Annotated in this window: 16 protein-coding genes; 12 read left to right on the top strand and 4 right to left on the bottom strand. The window is 70.1% G+C overall.

Features of this window, described 5'->3' with window-relative positions:
* Nucleotides 1–81 precede the first annotated feature (81 nt).
* The 10 genes from OG246_RS33555 (at nt 82) to sigJ (ending at nt 11026) form a co-directional block, all read left to right on the top strand.
* The gene (locus OG246_RS33555; RefSeq protein ID WP_266472068.1) at nt 82–1599 is read left to right on the top strand and encodes a sugar ABC transporter ATP-binding protein; all 1518 of its coding nucleotides are present in this window, start codon (nt 82–84) and stop codon (nt 1597–1599) included.
* A 61-nt stretch (nt 1600–1660) separates the two neighbouring features.
* Nucleotides 1661–2701: an ABC transporter permease gene (locus OG246_RS33550; protein ID WP_266472066.1), complete on the top strand. Its 1041-nt coding sequence runs from the start codon at nt 1661–1663 to the stop codon at nt 2699–2701.
* Nucleotides 2694–3686: an ABC transporter permease gene (locus tag OG246_RS33545; protein ID WP_266472064.1), complete on the top strand. Its 993-nt coding sequence runs from the start codon at nt 2694–2696 to the stop codon at nt 3684–3686. Before OG246_RS33550 ends, OG246_RS33545 begins: the two co-directional genes overlap by 8 nt.
* Nucleotides 3687–3787: 101 nt before the next feature.
* On the top strand, nt 3788–4873 hold the full coding sequence (gene rhaS / locus OG246_RS33540) for a rhamnose ABC transporter substrate-binding protein (protein ID WP_266472061.1): 1086 nt from the start codon (nt 3788–3790) through the stop codon (nt 4871–4873).
* A gap of 17 nt (nt 4874–4890) precedes the next feature.
* Nucleotides 4891–5211, top strand: a complete 321-nt coding sequence (locus tag OG246_RS33535; RefSeq protein ID WP_266472058.1) for an L-rhamnose mutarotase — start codon at nt 4891–4893, stop codon at nt 5209–5211.
* A gap of 16 nt (nt 5212–5227) precedes the next feature.
* Complete coding sequence (locus tag OG246_RS33530; RefSeq protein WP_266472055.1) at nt 5228–6652, top strand: BNR repeat-containing protein; 1425 nt, start codon at nt 5228–5230, stop codon at nt 6650–6652.
* A 76-nt stretch (nt 6653–6728) separates the two neighbouring features.
* Nucleotides 6729–7754, top strand: coding sequence for a LacI family DNA-binding transcriptional regulator (locus tag OG246_RS33525; RefSeq protein WP_266472052.1), 1026 nt, complete (start codon nt 6729–6731; stop codon nt 7752–7754).
* 135 nt (nt 7755–7889) lie between these two features.
* On the top strand, nt 7890–9191 hold the full coding sequence (locus tag OG246_RS33520) for an alpha/beta fold hydrolase (RefSeq protein ID WP_266472050.1): 1302 nt from the start codon (nt 7890–7892) through the stop codon (nt 9189–9191).
* Nucleotides 9192–9247: 56 nt separating this feature from the next.
* Nucleotides 9248–10081 (top strand): enoyl-CoA hydratase/isomerase family protein, encoded by an 834-nt coding sequence (locus tag OG246_RS33515; protein ID WP_266472048.1) that lies wholly within the window; start codon nt 9248–9250, stop codon nt 10079–10081.
* A 51-nt stretch (nt 10082–10132) separates the two neighbouring features.
* The gene (gene sigJ, locus OG246_RS33510) at nt 10133–11026 is read left to right on the top strand and encodes an RNA polymerase sigma factor SigJ (RefSeq protein WP_266472046.1); all 894 of its coding nucleotides are present in this window, start codon (nt 10133–10135) and stop codon (nt 11024–11026) included.
* A 54-nt stretch (nt 11027–11080) separates the two neighbouring features.
* On the opposite strand, the gene OG246_RS33505 is transcribed toward sigJ, so the two are convergent.
* Genes OG246_RS33505 through OG246_RS33495 form a run of 3 tightly spaced genes read right to left on the bottom strand, consistent with a single transcriptional unit; the run spans nt 11081 to nt 13766 of the window.
* Entirely contained in the window at nt 11081–11956 is an 876-nt protein-coding gene (locus OG246_RS33505) for an SDR family oxidoreductase (RefSeq protein WP_266472044.1), read from the bottom strand.
* Between the two features lie 50 nt (nt 11957–12006).
* Nucleotides 12007–13167, bottom strand: a complete 1161-nt coding sequence (locus OG246_RS33500) for a serine hydrolase (RefSeq protein ID WP_266472042.1) — start codon at nt 13165–13167, stop codon at nt 12007–12009.
* Between the two features lie 8 nt (nt 13168–13175).
* A complete protein-coding gene (locus OG246_RS33495) occupies nt 13176–13766 on the bottom strand; it encodes a TetR/AcrR family transcriptional regulator (protein WP_266472039.1) in 591 nt (196 codons plus the stop codon).
* A 71-nt stretch (nt 13767–13837) separates the two neighbouring features.
* On the opposite strand from OG246_RS33495, the gene OG246_RS33490 reads away from it, so the two are divergent.
* Entirely contained in the window at nt 13838–14683 is an 846-nt protein-coding gene (locus tag OG246_RS33490) for a pentapeptide repeat-containing protein (protein ID WP_266472036.1), read from the top strand.
* Here OG246_RS33490 and OG246_RS33485 read toward each other — a convergent pair.
* Nucleotides 14645–16129 (bottom strand): cytochrome P450, encoded by a 1485-nt coding sequence (locus OG246_RS33485; RefSeq protein ID WP_266472032.1) that lies wholly within the window; start codon nt 16127–16129, stop codon nt 14645–14647. The two genes, OG246_RS33490 and OG246_RS33485, sit on opposite strands and share 39 nt — an antisense overlap.
* 108 nt (nt 16130–16237) lie before the next feature.
* Here OG246_RS33485 and OG246_RS33480 point away from each other — a divergent pair, with 108 nt between their 5' ends.
* A complete protein-coding gene (locus OG246_RS33480; protein WP_266472030.1) occupies nt 16238–16846 on the top strand; it encodes a TetR/AcrR family transcriptional regulator in 609 nt (202 codons plus the stop codon).
* Nucleotides 16847–16882: the final 36 nt, after the last annotated feature.

Below are 16882 nucleotides of genomic sequence, written 5' to 3'. Positions count from 1 at the left end.
CGTGTCTAACGTCCCGGCAACCTAGTTGAAACCTTTCACGACGTCGTGAGGCCTCTCCGCCCGCGTCGTTGAGGAGCCCCCATGACCCACCGGTCCGACGCGGGTCCGGCCCCCGTGCTGGCGCTTGAGGACATCTCCAAGTCCTTCGGTGCGGTACGCGCCCTGCGGGACGTGTCCCTTGAACTGTTCCCCGGCGAAGTGCACGCACTCGCCGGTGAGAACGGCGCGGGCAAGTCGACTCTCATCAAGACGCTCGCCGGCGTGCACCGACCGGACGCCGGTCGGGTGCTGCTCGACGGCGAGCCCACCGTCTTCCACGGTCCCGCCGACGCCCGGGACGCGGGCATCGCGGTGATCTACCAGGAGCCCACGCTCTTCCCCGACCTCTCGATCGCCGAGAACATCTTCATGGGCCGCCGTCCCCGGCGCTCCCTCGGCCGTATCGACCACAAGGCCACACACACGGCGACGCTGGCCCTGATGAAGCGCCTCGGCGTCGAACTCGACCCCGACCGCCCCGCCCGCGGCCTGTCCATCGCCGACCAGCAGATCGTCGAGATCGCCAAGGCCCTCTCCTTCGACGCCCGCGTCCTGATCATGGACGAGCCGACCGCCGCCCTGACCGGCAGCGAGGTGGCCCGCCTGTTCGGCGTCGTCCGCACCCTGCGCGAGCAGGGCTCGGCCGTGCTGTTCATCTCGCACCGACTGGAGGAGATCTTCCAGATCAGTCAGCGGGTGACCACCCTGAGGGACGGCGCCCTGATCTCCAGCGAGCCGCTGGAGGGCATGACCGAGGACGATCTCGTACGCCGGATGGTGGGCCGCGACCTCGACGAGCTGTATCCCAAGCAGGATGTCGAGGCGGGCGAGGTGGCCCTGAGCGTACGGCGGCTCACCCGCGAAGGTGTCTTCACCGATGTGTCGTTCGATGTCCGGCGCGGTGAGATCGTCGGTCTCGCCGGGCTCGTCGGCGCCGGGCGCACCGAGGTCGCCCGAGCCGTGTTCGGCGTCGACCGGTGGGACGCGGGTGAGGTGGCGGTCGACGGCAAGGCGCTGACGAACGGCGCGCCCTCCATGGCCATGGCCGCGGGGCTGGCGCTCGTCCCCGAGGACCGGCGCGCCCAGGGCCTGGTGATGGACATGTCCATCGAGCGCAACATCGGCCTGACCGGGCTGCGTACGACGGTGAAGGCCGGACTCGTGGACCGGGGCGCCGAGCGCAGCCGCTCGCTGGACTGGGCGGTCAAGCTCCAGGTGAAGTACGCCCGGATCGCCGACGCCGTGTCCACGCTCTCCGGTGGCAACCAGCAGAAGGTCGTCCTCGCCAAATGGCTGGCCACCGGCCCGAAGGTGCTGATCGTCGACGAGCCGACCCGAGGCATCGACGTCGGCACGAAGGCCGAGGTGCACCGCCTGCTCAGCGAACTGGCCGCCGACGGGGTGGCCGTCCTGATGATCTCCTCCGACCTGCCCGAGATCCTCGGCATGGCCGACCGCGTCCTTGTGATGTACGAGGGGCGGCTCTCCGCCGAGATCCCACGCTCCGAAGCCACCGAGGAATCCGTGATGGCCGCAGCCACGGGGAGGGCCGCCGCATGACGACGACCATCGCAAGGAGGGGCCGCCGCGTGACGACGACCGTCACAGGGAGGGCCGCCGCATGACGGTGACCGCGCCCAACCCCGCCCCCGCCGCCGAGGTGCCCAAGTCGAGTGGCACCCGGCTGGTGGACCGAGTGTTCAAGATGCGGGAACTCGCCATCCTGGCCGTGTTCCTGGTGATGATCGTGATCACCCAGCTGGGCAACAGCGAGTTCCTGTCCGAGCAGGGCATCAAGGACCTGCTGCTGAACGCGACCATCCTGGTGCTCGTCGCCGCCGGTCAGTCGCTGGTCGTGATCACGCGGAACGTCGACCTGTCGGTCGGCTCGACGCTGGGCATCAGCGCCTTCGCGGCCGGCGTCTACCTTCAGGGCGGCGGAAACCCCGTCGTGGCACTGGTCCTCGCGGTCCTGCTGGGGATCGGCTGCGGACTGGTCAACGGACTGCTCGTCAGCCTCGGCCAGGTGCCCGCCCTCGTCGTCACCCTCGGCACCCTCTACATCATCCGCGGCATCGACTCGATCTGGGTCGGCTCCCGGCAGATCACCGCCGCCAACCTCCCGGACTCCTTCATCGACTTCGGATCCGGCGGCATCTCGGCGGTGCCCTATCTCGCGCTGATCGCGGTCGTCGTCGTGGTGGTCACGGCGTACTACCTCAAGCACTTCGGCAGCGGACGCGAGCTGTACGCGCTCGGCTCCAACCCGGAGGCCGCGCGGCTCGCCGGCATCCCCGTCCGCAAGCGGACCCTGACCGCGTACGTCATCTGCGGAGGCCTCGCCGGACTCGCGGGCGCGCTGTACCTCGCCCGGTTCGGCAACGTCGACTCCGGTACGGGCAACGGCTACGAACTCACCGTCGTCAGCGCGGTCGTGGTCGGCGGTGTCGTCTTCACCGGCGGCTCCGGCAGCGTCTACGGGGCGGCGCTCGGCGCGCTGCTCCTCACCTCCATCAACAGCGTGCTGCCCGCCCTCGGCGTCAGCTCCGTCTGGGTGCTCGCCATCAACGGCATCCTGCTCATCCTCGCCATCGCGGTCGACCGGATCGTCGCCCTGCGGGTGGCGACCGCCCTGAAGAAGAGGAACGCCCGCCATGGCTGACTCCGCTCTCACGCGCGCCGTCCCCTGGGCCGCCTTGAAAAGGTGGGATTCGGCCGTCGGCGCCCTCCTCATCGTCGTGCTGCTCTTCTCCTTCGGGTTCGTCGACGGCTTCGGCAACGCGCTCAACCTGTCGTTCCTGATCGGCAACACGCTGCCCATCGCGCTGATCGCGCTGCCGATGACGCTGCTGGTGGTGGCCGGCGAGATCGACCTGTCCGTCGCGTCCACGGCCGGTCTGTCCGGCGCGGTGATGGGCGCCCTGTGGAACCAGGGCATGACCATCGAGACGATCATCCCGCTCTGCCTGCTCCTCGGCGTGGTGTGCGGGCTGATCAACGGTCTGCTGGTCACGCGGCTGGGGCTGCCGTCCCTCGCCGTCACCATCGGCACGCTCGCCGCCTACCGGGGCATCGCACAGATCGTGCTCGGCTCGGACGCGGTGACCGACTTCCCCACCCAGTACCTGGACTTCGCGGCCGGACGCATCGGGGACACCTTCATCCCGTACGCGTTCCTGCCCTTCCTGGTGCTGCTCGCGATCGCCGTGGTCGTGCTGCACGCCACCCCGTTCGGGCGGTCCGCGTTCGCGGTCGGCGCGAACGAGGAGGCCGCGCGGTTCGCGGGGATCCGCGTCAAGCGGCAGAAACTGCTGCTGTTCGTCGCCACCGGCTTCATGGCCTCGCTCACCGGCATCTTCTGGGCGCTGCATTACGCCAGCGCTCGCTTTGACAACGCCACGGGGCTCGAACTCTCCGTCGTCGCCGCCGTGTTGCTCGGCGGGATCGACTTCGACGGAGGCAAGGGCACGCTTGGTGGCGCCATCGCCGGGGTGTTTCTCCTCGGGGCGTTGCAGAACGTGATGAGCCTTCAGGACGTGTCCGCTCAGTCGCAGATTGTCGTCACCGGTGTGCTGCTTGTGCTGTCCGTGCTTGGTCCCCGGGTTGCTCGGCAGGTCTCAGTAGCCCGGGCGCAAAGGCTTACGTAGAAGGTTTGTTCGAAAGCTGCCGGTCCGCTGTGGCTGGTCGCGCCGTTCCCCGCGCCCCTTTGGGGCGCTTCCACTCGCCTCCGTCAATAAGGAACCCCGTCATGCGCAAGTCATCCCTTGGCCGTGCCTGTGTGGCTCTCGCCGCCGTCAGCTCGCTCGCACTCGCCGCCACCGCCTGCGGTGGCACCACCAAGGAGGACGTGAAGGACGACAGCACCGGGTCGGCCGCCTCCGCCGGCAAGGCCGACCCGAACGCGGCCACCAAGAAGGGCCTGACCGTCGGCTTCCTGCCCAAGCAGGTCAACAACCCGTACTTCACCTCCGCCGACAAGGGCGGCGAGGACGCCCTGAAGGAGCTGGGCTCCAGCTACAAGGAGGTCGGCCCGAGCAGCGCCACCGACACCAGCGGCCAGGTGAGTTACGTCAACACGCTCACCCAGCAGCAGGTCGACGCGATGGCCGTCTCCGCGCAGGACCCCGGGGCCCTGTGCACCGCTCTCAAGCAGGCCATGAAGAACGACATCAAGGTCGTCACCTACGACTCCGACACCAAGGCCGACTGCCGCAACGCGTTCGTCTCGCAGGCCAGCGCAGAGGACCTGGGCCGTACCGAAGTGCAGCTGCTCGCCGAGCAGATCGGCTACAAGGGCGAGATCGCGATCCTGTCCGCCGCGCAGACCGCGACCAACCAGAACACCTGGATCGACTTCATGAAGGAGGAGCTGAAGGACGCCAAGTACAAGGACATCAAGCTGGTCAAGGTCGCGTACGGCAACGACGACGCCCAGCAGTCCTTCCAGCAGACCCAGGGCCTGCTCCAGGAGTACCCGAACCTGAAGGGGATCATCTCCCCGACCACGGTCGGCATCAAGGCCGCCGCTCAGTACCTGTCGGGCTCCAAGTACAAGGGCAAGGTCAAGCTGACCGGCCTCGGCACCCCGAACGACATGCGCAAGTACGTCAAGAACGGCACGGTCGAGGGCTTCGAGCTGTGGGACCCGGCGAAGCTGGGCGAGCTGGCCGCGCGTACGGCCGTGGCGCTGGTGTCCGGGCAGATCACCGGCAAGGAGGGCGAGACCTTCAAGGCCGGTGCCATGGGTGAGTTCACCATCGGCGCGGACGGTGTGATCAACCTGGGCAAGCCGACCGTGTTCGACGTGAAGAACATCGACCAGTTCGACTTCTGATTCCCCGGGGGATGTTGATGCAGCGCGTGTGCTTTCTGCTGAAGGTCCGGGCGGACCGCCTCGACGAGTACCGCGAGCGGCATGCCACCGTGTGGCCCGAGATGCTTCAAGCGCTCTCGGCCACCGGCTGGCACAACTACTCGCTCTTCCTGCGCGAAGACGGCCTGCTGGTCGGCTACTTGGAGACCGAGGACTTCGCCGCCGCCCAGGCCGGCATGGAAGCCACCGACGTCAACGCCCGTTGGCAAGCGGAGATGGCGCCGTTCTTCGAGTCGCTGGACGGCGCCCGACCCGACGAAGCGATGAAGCCCCTGACCGAAGTCTTCCACCTAGCCTGAGCCGGAGTTCGCTGACATGAGACGACGCACTTTGCTCACCACGGCCGTCCTCGGGGCCGTGGCCACCCCGGGCCTCGCCGCGGGCACCGCACGGGCCGCCGACCCCGGCCCCTCGGTCACGCAGACCGGCAACACCACGCTCGACTCCCAAGCCGTCTTCTTCGTCTCCTACGACGGCCTGGTCAACAACAACTCCTTCCAGAAGAACGGGTTGCTGACCTACAAGGGCTACCAGTACGCCGCCTGGTACACCGCCGACAAGAACGCCGTCGTCGGCCGCCGTGTCCTCGGCGGCAGCACCTGGTCGACCGTCCGGGTCGGCCACACCCTCAAGTCCAGCGACTCCCACAACGTCATCTCCATGGGTGTCTCCAAGACCGACGGCCGCCTCCACCTCAACATGGACTCCCACAGCGACGGCTTCACCTACGTCAAGTCGGTCGCCGGCCTCATGGACAACCCGTCCGGCCTGACCTGGATCGCGAGCCGCTTCGGCAGCCCCCAGTCCACCCTCGACGGACTCGCCCTCACCACCCAGTTCACCTACCCGCAGTTCATCTCCACCCCCGAGGGCAAGCTCCAGCTGAGCTATCGCGTCGCGGTCTCCGGAAACGGCCGTAACGCCCTCGCGGAGTACGACGGTTCGACCTGGACCGCGCTCGGCGAGTGGACCAGCTCCACCGGCACGTACACCAGCGAGCACGGCTCGAGCACCGTCCGCAACATGTACCTGCACGGCATCGACTACGACAGATACGGCCGGCTGCACTCCTTCTTCACCTGGCGCGAGCAGAACGGCGCCGTGATGTGCAACAGCGGCGGCATCACCAACCACGACACCGGCTACGTCTACTCCGACGACCGCGGCCGCACCTGGCGCAACAACGCGGGCACCCTCGTCGGCACCACCGGGGGATCGGACAAGGTGGCCGTCACCGACAGCGGACTCGTCGTCGACTCGCTCAACCCCGACCACTCCCTGATGAACCAGGAGAGCCAGGCCACCGACTCCACCGGCCTGCCGCACGCGATCATCAGCTATGTCCCCGGCCGCTTCGGCCAGTGCACGACCAACTACGTCACCGACCGCACCGCCAACGGCCGCGCCTTCCACGTCCGCAAGAACTCCACGGGCACCTGGCAGAAGACCGAGATCCCCATCGCCCTCAACTCCAGCCAGCGCACCAAGCTGGTCCTCGACAAGTACAACAACGCCTACGCGATCCTGCCGTTCGGTCGGATCGCCGGCGCCTCGAAGGCCTCCGGGTACACCGACTGGGCGCTCCTGTACGACGGCAGCGGTCTGAATGCGTTCGGCGAGGTCGTGATCGACGAGATGCGCGTCCCACAGGATGGGATCCTGTCGGTCATGTACCAGGAGAAGTCCAGCGGTACGACGCCCTCACCGCTGCATGTAGTCGATTTCCGGCTGCCCACGTGACCACCGTTTTCGGCGGACCCGCAGGTAATGTGAAGACCAGCCCGCCGCTTCTCGTGCCCATGGAGGTCCCTGCCTGATGGCCCAGTCGGTGGGTATCAAGGATGTCGCCCGCGCCGCCGGAGTCTCCGTCGGCACGGTCTCGAACGTCATCAACCGTCCGGACTCGGTCGCCACCGAGACCCGCGCCCGCGTGCTGTCCGCGATCGACCGGCTCGGCTACGTCCGCAGTGAGTCCGCGCGCCAGCTGCGGGCCGGGCGCAGCCGGATCATGGGCCTGCTCGTCCTCGACATGGGCAACCCGTTCTTCGTGGAGGTGGCGCGCGGTGCCGAGCGCGCCGCGCGGGACGCCGGGCTCGGCGTGATGGTCTGCAACAGCGCGCAGAGCTCGAGCGAGGAGGCCGAGTACCTCTCCCTCTTCGCCGAGCAGCGGGTGCGCGGGGTGCTGCTCACGCCCTCCGACGCGAGCGGGCGCAACATCGAGGCGTTCCGCCGCAACGGCATCCCGTTCGTGCTCGTCGACCGGGTCGCCGACGGCACCACCGAGTGCTCGGTCTCGGTCGACGACGTGGCGGGCGGCGCGCTGGCCGTACGGCATCTGGTGGACGCAGGTCACCGTTCCATCGCGTACGTCAGCGGACCGCCCGGCCTCAACCAGGTCAGGGACCGCCGGACGGGCGCGCTCAACGCCCTGACCGAGGCGGGGCTCGGCCCGGAGTGCATGCGCGAGCTGCCCACCGAGCGCCTCGACGTGGCCGCCGGGCGCGATGCCGGGGCCCGGCTCCTCGGCCTCGCCGACCGCCCGACGGCCGTCTTCTGCGCCAACGACCTGCTCGCGCTCGGCGTGCTCCAGGCCATGTACGCGGCCGGCGTCGGTGTCCCCGACGACCTCGCGATCGTCGGCTACGACGACATCGAGTTCGCCGCCGCCGCGGCCGTCCCGCTCACGTCCGTACGCCAGCCGGCCGTGACCATGGGCGCCCTCGCCGCCGGACTCCTCCTGGAGGAGACCGAGGCGGAGACCGCGCTCACGCCGCACGAGCACCGGCGTGTCGTGCTCCAGCCGGAGCTGGTGGTGCGCCGCTCCAGCCTGTCCGCGCGCTGAGTGACCGGTCGGTTTCGGCCGACCGCTGTCCTGAGTCGTTGTTCAGTAGGATTTCTTGATCCCCGGCCTCCGCAGCCCGCCGATCATGTGCTCAACTGGGACGCAGCCTGGAATCCGTACGTCTCGGGAGCCCTGTTGACCGTCAGCTACCGCCAGCCCGGTGTCGTCCTCACCGACCGACACTTCGCCGTGCCCCTCGACCACGCCGACCCGGCGGGGGAGAGCATCGAACTGTTCGCCCGCGAGGTCGTCGCGAGCGACAAGGCACACCAGGACCTGCCGTGGCTGGTCTATCTCCAGGGTGGCCCCGGATTCGGGGCGAATCGTTTCGTCGGCAAGCAGGCCTGGCTCGGCCGAGCCCTGAAGGACTTCCGGGTACTCCTCCTCGACCAGCGCGGCACCGGCCACTCCACCCCCGCCAACCGGCAGACCCTGCCCCTGCGCGGCGGCCCGCGCGAGCAGGCCGACTACCTCGCGCACTTCCGCGCCGACTCCATCGTCCGCGACTGCGAGGCCATCCGCCCCCGGCTCACCGGCGGCGCGCCCTGGACCGTACTCGGCCAGAGCTTCGGCGGCTTCTGTACCGTGCACTACCTGTCCACGGCGCCCGAGGGACTGAGCGCCGCCCTGATCACCGGCGGGCTGCCGTCGCTCGACGCCCACGCCGACGACGTCTACCGGGCCGCGTACCCGCGTATCGAGCGCAAGGTCGCCGCGCACTACGCGCGTTACCCGCAGGACGTCGAGCGGGCCCGCCGGATCGCGGAGCACCTCCTCCAGCATGAGCCGGTTCTGCACGGCGGCTACCGCCTGACCGCCGAGGCCTTCCAGTCGCTCGGCATCCTCCTCGGCGGCAGCGAGGGCAGCCACCGCCTCCACTACCTCCTGGAGCAGGCCTTCGTCCGCACCCCGCAGGGCCCGGCCCTCTCCGACGCCTTCCAGGAGGAGGTGCAGGGGCTGCTGTCCTACGCGGGTCACCCGCTGTACGCCCTCGTCCACGAGGCCTGCTACGCCCAGGGCGACCGGCCCACCGCCTGGTCCGCCGAACGGGTGCGCGCCGAGTTCCCGCAGTTCGACGCGGCCAAGGCCCTCTCGGACGACCGGCATCTGCTGTTCACCGGCGAGTCCGTGCACCCCTGGACGTTCGACACCGACCCGGCCCTGCGCCCGCTGCGCGACACCGCCGAGGAACTCGCGGCCCGCACCGACTGGGAGCCGCTCTACGACACCGCCCGCCTCGCCGCCAACGAGGTGCCGGTCGCCGCTGCGATCTACCACGACGACATGTACGTCGACACCCAGCACTCCCTGCGCACAGCACGCGCCATCCGGGGGCTGCGCACCTGGGTGACCGACGAGTTCGAGCACGACGGCGTCCGGGCGGGCGGACCGCGTGTCCTGGACCGGTTGTTGGCGCTCACACGCGGCGAGGTCTGAGGTCCCGGATCTCCCTTACGATTCTGACGGACCGTCAGAATCCAGAGGGGGCACGGATGATCGACACCACGTCCACGGACATCCCGGAGGGTGAGGAGCGGCTGCGCCTCGACGTCGAGGACGACATCGGCGTCCTCACCCTCTGCCGCCCGGCGAAACTCAATGCGTGGAGCTGGGAGTCCACCCGCCAACTCGGCCTGTTCGCCGACCGGATCCGCTTCGACGACTCGATCCGGGTGGTCCTGCTGCGAGCCGAGGGCCGGGCCTTCTGCGCGGGTATCGACGTCACTGCGCCGGGTGGGGCGATCACCGGCCGCTCCGGCGCCGAGCGCACCCGCAACTACTACGAGGGTCTGCGCTGGGCGCACGAGCGGTTCGCCGCCTTCGCGCGGCTGCCGCAGCCGGTCGTCGCGGCCGTGCAGGGCTACTGCCTTGGATTCGGATTCGAGCTCGCACTCATGGCGGACGTCAGGGTCGCCGCCGCGGACGCGGTGTTCGCGCTGCCCGAGGCGCAGCTCGGGGTGGCGGTCGACGCGGGCGGTGATCTCCGGATCGCGCGCGAAGCGGGCGCCGGCTGGGCGAAGTTCCTCGCGCTGACGGGGCGGCGCCTTGACGCGGTCACCGTGGAGCGGCTGCATCTGGTCCAACTGGTGGTCGAGCGAGGGGAGTTGGACAAGGAGGCCCGGGGGGTTGCCGCCGAGATCGCCGCGAACGCCGCCCTCGCCGTGCAGGGGATCAAGCGTGACATCGACGCCTACGTGGACGCCGGCCTCGCCGCCGCCCTCGATCGCACCGCGATGTCGGCGGCGCTCACCCTCACGTCCGAGGACTCGCGCGAGGGGTACGCGGCCAGGGGAGCCCGCCGCGTGCCCGGCTTCGAGGGGAAGTGACCGGCGTGTTCTGATCAGTTCTGATCGACACGTCGGAGGTATGGGGGACTGATGACCGAGAAGGAACTGCTCGCGGACCGGTTCGAGGAGAACCGCGGCCACTTGAGGGCCGTGGCCTACCGGATGCTCGGCTCGCTGAGCGAGGCGGAGGACGCGGTCCAGGAAGCCTGGCTGAAGCTCAGCCGCAGCGACGCCGACGAGGTCAGGAACCTCGCGGGCTGGCTCACGACGGTGGTCGGCCGGGTGTGCCTGGACATGCTGCGCTCGCGCGCCTCGCGCCGAGAGGAGCCCATGGACGCCTACTACGTCCCCGACCCGGTCATCAGCCCGCTGGACCGGATCGATCCCGAGCAGGAGGTGCTGCTCGCCGACTCGGTGGGGCTCGCCCTCCTCGTGGTGCTGGAGACGCTGGAGCCCGCCGAGCGGCTCGCGTTCGTACTGCACGACATGTTCGCGGTGCCCTTCGACGACATCGCGACCGTTGTGGGCCGTTCCCCGGCCGCGACCCGCCAGCTCGCCAGCCGGGCGCGCCGCCGGGTGCAGGGCGCCGCCCCGGCTCCCGACCCCGACATCGGCCGTCAGCGCCAGGTGGTCGACGCGTTCCTCGCGGCCTCGCGCGGCGGGGACTTCGAGGCTCTGGTCTCGGTCCTCGACCCGGAGATCGTGCTCCGTGCCGACTCCGGCGCACTGGTCGGTGGCGCGGCCGCGTCCAAGGTGGTGCGCGGTGCGGCGGCCGTGGCTCAACAGGCCCTGCTCTTCCAGCAGTTCTCGATGTCCTCCCGGCTCGTGCTCGTCAACGGCGCGATGGGCGCGGTCGCGACACTCGACGGCCGGCCGATGTCGGTCCTGGGGTTCACCGTCACCGACGGGAAGATCGTCGCGATGCACATCCTGGCCGACCCCGAGCGGCTCGCGCGGCTCGACATCCCGGAGTTCCGGGACTGAGGGAGTCCACCGTCCCGCGCGGTGCGCCGCCGAAAAGGTCAGCCGGTGAAGGGGTCAGTCGGTGAAGGGGCCCCGCCCCATCTGCTCCCTCACCGGCACCACCTGCGGGCTGACGAGCCCCCTGCGCTGCCAGTTCGCGCCGTCCACCACCAGCGTGTGGCCGGTGATGAAACGAGCGTAGGGGGAAGCCAGGAAGGTGGCGGCCCAGCCGAGTTCGCGCGGCGCTCCGACCCGGAGGGCGGGCTGACGGGTGTCGTGCGCGTCGGTCCGGTCCAGGTTGCCGCGGATGTCGGCGGTCATGTCCTCGTGCGGCATCAGCCCGGGCACCAGCCCGTTGACCTGGATGCCGTACGGCCCCCACTCCACGGCCAGCGTCTCCACCAGGTTGTGTACGCCGGCCTTGGCCGCCGCGCTGTGGGCGAAACCGGGGCCGCCCGTCCAGGCGTACGACGCACCGACGTTGATGATCGAGCCGGGGGTGCCCGCGGCCAGATGACGCCGGCCGAACTCACGGGTCATCAGAAACGTGCCGGTGAGCGTGATGTCGACGACCGCCCGCCAGGCGTTCGGGGACATCTCCTCTGCGGGCACGGGGAAGTTGGCGGCGGCGTTGTTGACGAGGACGTCCGGCAGGCCACAGGCGTCGAACATGTCGGTGATGAGCTCAGGGTCGCGTATGTCGCACACGGCCGTGGTCACCCGCGTGCCCGATGCCGCCAACTCCTTCTGTGCGGGACGCAGATGCTCCTCACCGCGGCTGGCGATCACCAGATCGGCGCCGAGCCGCGCGAACTCTGCCGCGATCGCCTTGCCGAGCCCGGTGCCGCCACCGGTGACCAGGACGAGCGAGCCGTCGTAAGTCCCGGGCGGCAGCGCGCTCGCGCCCAGCGGGGGAGGAGCGGGAAGGCCGGGGAGGCGTGTGTCGTCCATGACCGCCTCGATACCGGGTCCGTGCGAAAACCTCCATAGATACGCGGAGGTCAGTGTCCCAGCGCCTCGTGCAGTGCGCCCAGCAGATCGAGCGGTCGCCGGTCCGGCCACTGGCCGCGCGTCTCGTTCATCGCGTACGAGAACCCGACGCGGTCGGCGGGCCAGGCGCCATGGCGTGATCCCCAGGCCCCGGCGTGCCCGAACGCATCCGGCACCGGGCCGAGGAGGCCCAGCTCGGTCCCCAGCTCGAACCCCGTTCCGTACGCCATCGGGCTGCCCCACAACGGCTCGGTGCCGGACCGCAGTTCACGCCTCGCGGACGCCACGGTCAGTTCGCCGAGCACGCGTACGCCGTCCAGTTCGCCGCCGCGGGCGAGGCAGGCGTAGAAGCGGGCCATCGAACGGGCCGTCACATGTGCGCCCACGGCGGGGACTTCGGCGCGTCGGAAGGCGGCGCTGTTCCAGAGGGCGGGTGCGTCCGCCGCGGCGAGCGGATTGCGGGTCAGTGTGCGCAGGGGGTCGCCGTCGTCGGGCGGGTGGGTGTCGTCGGTCGGCGGCAGCAGGACGCCCGGTCCCGCGAGCGTGGTGGCGACCCGGTGGTGTTCCTCGTCCGGGAGCCCGAGCCAGACGTCCAGTCCGAGTGGACCCGCGAACTCGTCGGCGAAGAAGGCCCCGGCACTCCTTCCGTCGACCCGGCGTATCAACTCGCCCGCCAGCCAGCCGTACGTCAGTGCGTGATACATGAACGCGGCGCGGGGATCGTCCGCCGGTGCCTGCGCGGCGAGCAGCCCGGCCATGTGCTCGGGGTCGAGGAACTCCGTGTTGTCGAAGGGGACTTGGACGCCGGGCAGCCGAGCCTGATGTGACATGATCTCGGCGACCGTGATCCCGCCCTTGCCCGCCGCCGCGAACTCCGGCCAGTAGCGGGCGGCAGGAGCGTCCAGGTCCAGCAGCCCGCGCTCGACCAGCAGGAGCACACAGGCGGCGGTCAGGCCCTTGGCGCCGGAGAAGACCAGTTGCAGCGTGTCGGCTCGCCAGGGACGGCCGGTGTCCGGGTCGGCGATTCCGCCCCACAGGTCGACGACGAGCCGGCCGTCCCGGTACGCGGCGAAGGCGGCGCCCGTCTCCTCGTACTCCTTGAAGTTGCGGGCGAAGACCTCGGCGACCGCCTCGAAGCCGGGTGCCGTGAAGCCCTGGATGTCCGTGGTCACCTCTGTCGTCACCTCTGCGTCGATCGGTCGAGGAGGGCCAGTGCCGCGAGCAGGGCGTCCTGGGCGGCGTGGCCGTCCGGGTCGTGGTGGTCGGCGACGACCGTGGCGCCTTCGAGGAGGATCAGCAACTGCCTTCCGAGGAGGGCCGGTTCGGGTGCGCCCGCGCGCTCGGCGATGCCCGTGAGAAGCTCCCGGTAGCGGGCGAGATGGCGGTCGGCGACGGCGCGGGCCGGCGGGACGTGCCGCTGGGTGGCCGCGTTGACGATCGCGCATCCCCGGAAGCCGGGTTCCTTGTACCAGTCGCCCAACGCGCCGAAGAGAGCCGTGAGTTGGGCGGCCGGGTCGGGGCCTGCCGCCTCGACCGCTTCAGTGATCCAGCGCACGACACGGTCACTGCGGGCGTCGAGCACCGCCTCGATGAGGCCGTCCTTGGAGCCGAAATGGCGGTACAGCGTCTCCTTGGACGCGCCGACCGCACGGCACAGCTCGGCCACCCCCACCCCGTCGAGTCCGCGCTCGTAGAGGATCTCGGTCGCCGCCGTGAGGAGCGTCGTGCGGGTGCGCTCCGGGTCGAGGGACGTCCCCCTGGGTACAGGCATGGATGAGATGGTACCGATCGGTTCGATGAGGGTCCAGGCCGCCTTTCTCCGCAGCTCAGTAGGCTGGGGCCATGCAAGAGAACAGCGGGACAGTCCAGGACCGGCGCCTTGAACTGCGAGCCGACTGCGGTGAGTGCTTCGGGCTCTGCTGTGTCGCGCTGCCCTTCACCCGCTCGGCCGATTTCGCGATCGACAAGGACGCCGGGAAGCCGTGCCCGAACCTGCGGACCGACTCCCGATGCGGTATCCACACGGAACTGCGGCAGAAGGGCTTCACGGGCTGCACGGTGTACGACTGCCTCGGCGCCGGGCAGAAGGTCTCGCAGGTCACCTTCGGCGGCCGGGACTGGCGCTCGGGGACCCGTGAAGAGGCCCGGCAGATGTTCGAGGTCTTCCCGGTCGTGCGCCAGCTCCACGAACTGCTCTGGTATCTCGCGGAGGCCCTGACGCTGCCGGCCGCCCAGCCGCTCCACGCCGACCTCCGCCGGGCGCTCGACAAGACCGAGCAGCTCACCCTCCGAACCCCCGATGAACTGGGCGAGTTGGACGTGGGCGCGCACCGGCAGGAGGTCAACGGGCTGCTCCTGCGGACCAGTGAACTCATGCGCGCGGGAGTCGGCCGGGGAAAGAAGAAGGACCGCCGGGGCGCCGACCTGATGGGCGCCCGACTGAAGGGGGCCGACCTCCGGGGTGCCAACCTGCGCGGCGCCTACCTCATCGCCGCCGATCTGACCGGGGCCGATCTGCGCGGTGCGGACCTGATCGGCGCCGACCTGCGCGACACCGACCTCACGGACGCCGACCTGACCGGCGCCTTCTTCCTGACCCAGCCACAGGTCAACGCGGCCCGGGGCAGCGCCGGGACGAAGCTGCCCGAGTCACTCGCCCGCCCGGGCCACTGGACGGCTCAGGACTGAGTCCGCTGCGGGCGTGCGGCCTTCGAGATGCAGCCGCAGGCCCTCCGGCATCAGCGTCAGCCGCTCGGCCACGCGGAGCTGGTAGCCGGGGTCGGCCCGCAGCTCGTAGCGGCGCAGCAGCAGTCCCAGCACCAGCGTCGCCTCGTGCAGCGCGAACTGGCGGCCGATGCACGCCCGCGCCCCGGTGCCGAACGGCTTGAAGGTGTGCGCGGGCCGGGACCGTACGGCCTTCGCGTCGAAGCGTTCCGGATCGAACTCCTCGGGGTCCGCGCCCCAGACGTCCGGATCCCGGTGCAGCATCGCGGTCAGGACCAGTGCCCACGCGCCCTGCCGCATGGGATGGACGCCGCCGAGCACCGTGTCCTGCCGGGCCTCGCGTGCGAAGGCGGGCGCCGTCGGCCACAGTCGTAGCGACTCGTCGAGAACCCGGCGCACGTACCGGAGTTTGGCGACCTGGTCGTAGCCGGGCCGGGCGGTGTCGCCCCACACGCGGTCCACCTCGGCCCGGGCGCGGGCGGCGACCTCCGAGTGCCGGGAGAGGTAGTGCAGGGCGAAGGAGAGAGCGCCCGAGGTGGTCTCGTGGCCCGCGATCAGGAAGGTGATGACCTGGCGGCGGATGTTCTCCGGCGCCAGCCGCTCCCCGGTCTCCGGGTGCGCGGTCTCCAGCATGCGGTCGAGCAAGTCCCCTTCCCCGCTTGAGGACTGACGGTCCGCCACCACGGCGTCGACCGTGCGATTGAGATACGCCATGTCGGCCTCGTTGCGGCGGGCGGCGTCGCGGAGCAGTAGCGGCGCCAGGGGCGCAGGGACGGAGTTGAGGCGCTGCGCATAGGTCAGCGTGCCCACCATCGCGTTCACGAAGGGATGCGGCCGGGAGCGTTCGAAGGAGCCGAAGTCGTGGCCGAAGCCGGTCCGCGCGATCGTCTCCAGCGTCAGCTTCGTCATGTCGCCCGGCACGTCCACCGCCCGCCCCGCCGTCCGCTCCCCGTCCCAGCGGTCCATCAGCCGCTCGGTCACGTCGAGCATCATCGGGTGGTAGCCCTCCATGGCCTCACGGCTGAAACCCGGAGCCAGCACGTCGTGCGCCAGCTGCCAGTTCGGCTCGTGGTTGTACGCCGTGAACAGCCCGTCCCCGGCGACCGGCCGCAGGTTGGCGACCCCGAGGCCCACATGCTTCGCGAACCGCGACTCGTCCGCCAGCTCGGCCGCGAGATCCGCGCCCCACACGAACACGATCTCCTTGCCGAACGCCTTGCGCCGGAAGATCGGCCCGAGCTGCCGGCCGAGCCGCAGCGAATCCTGGATGGGCGTACGGATGTTGGCGCCGATCGCGTCACCGATCAGCGGGATCCGGCGCGGTGGATGCGGAATGCGGTGCAGCTCGGGCCAGCCCAGCTCCGCACTGCGGAATCCCTTGGGCAGCGCGGCCGCTGTCGTCTCCACCATGACGCCATCTCCCTTGTGTCTGCGGCAGGTTGAGTCTGTTGTACGCCAGTTCAATAGCGGAAATCAGTGTGGTCCCGTTGTTGAACCGACGTCAAGTAAAGTGCTGGCATGGCCGGGAACCAGGGCGAGCGGGTACGCCGTCGTCTCAGCACCGAGGAGCGCCGGGAGCAGCTTCTCTCGGTCGGTGCGTGCCTGTTCTCGGAGAGCCCGTACGACGAGGTGTGGATCGAGCAGGTCGCCGAGATCGCCGGAGTGTCACGCGGGCTGCTCTACCACTACTTCCCGACCAAACGGGACTTCTTCGCGGCCGTCGTCGAGCGCGAGAGCAGGCGGATGCTGCGGTTGACGGCGGCGGTGCCCGGGATCCCGGTGCGCGAGCAACTCGGCGACGGCCTCGACACCTTCCTCGGCTATGTCGAGCGGCACGCGCACGGCTTCCGCGCTTTCCACCGTGCCGACGCGGCGGGCGACCAGGCCGTGCGGAAGGTCTATCGGCAGGCGCTTGCTGCGCAGGAGCGGCAGATCCTGGCGGCGCTCGCCGCCGACCCGGAGATCGGCCGGGCGCCCGAGGAGCAGCCCGAGCTGAGAATGGCCGTGCGCGGCTGGCTGGCCTTCACCACGGCCGTCTGCCTGGAGTGGCTGAGGGGCTCGGAGCTGACCCGGGAGCAGGTGCGCGATCTGTGCGCACGGGCGCTGCTGGGCGCGATCGCGCCCTGAGGCCGGCCTCGGTCGCCGCGCGTCAAAGCGTTGTTC

This window comes from Streptomyces sp. NBC_00620 (assembly GCF_026341825.1).
Taxonomy (GTDB): Bacteria; Actinomycetota; Actinomycetes; order Streptomycetales; family Streptomycetaceae; genus Streptomyces.
The sequence above is the reverse complement of the archived record's forward strand: the minus strand, read 5'-3'. Positions and strand labels throughout refer to the sequence as shown.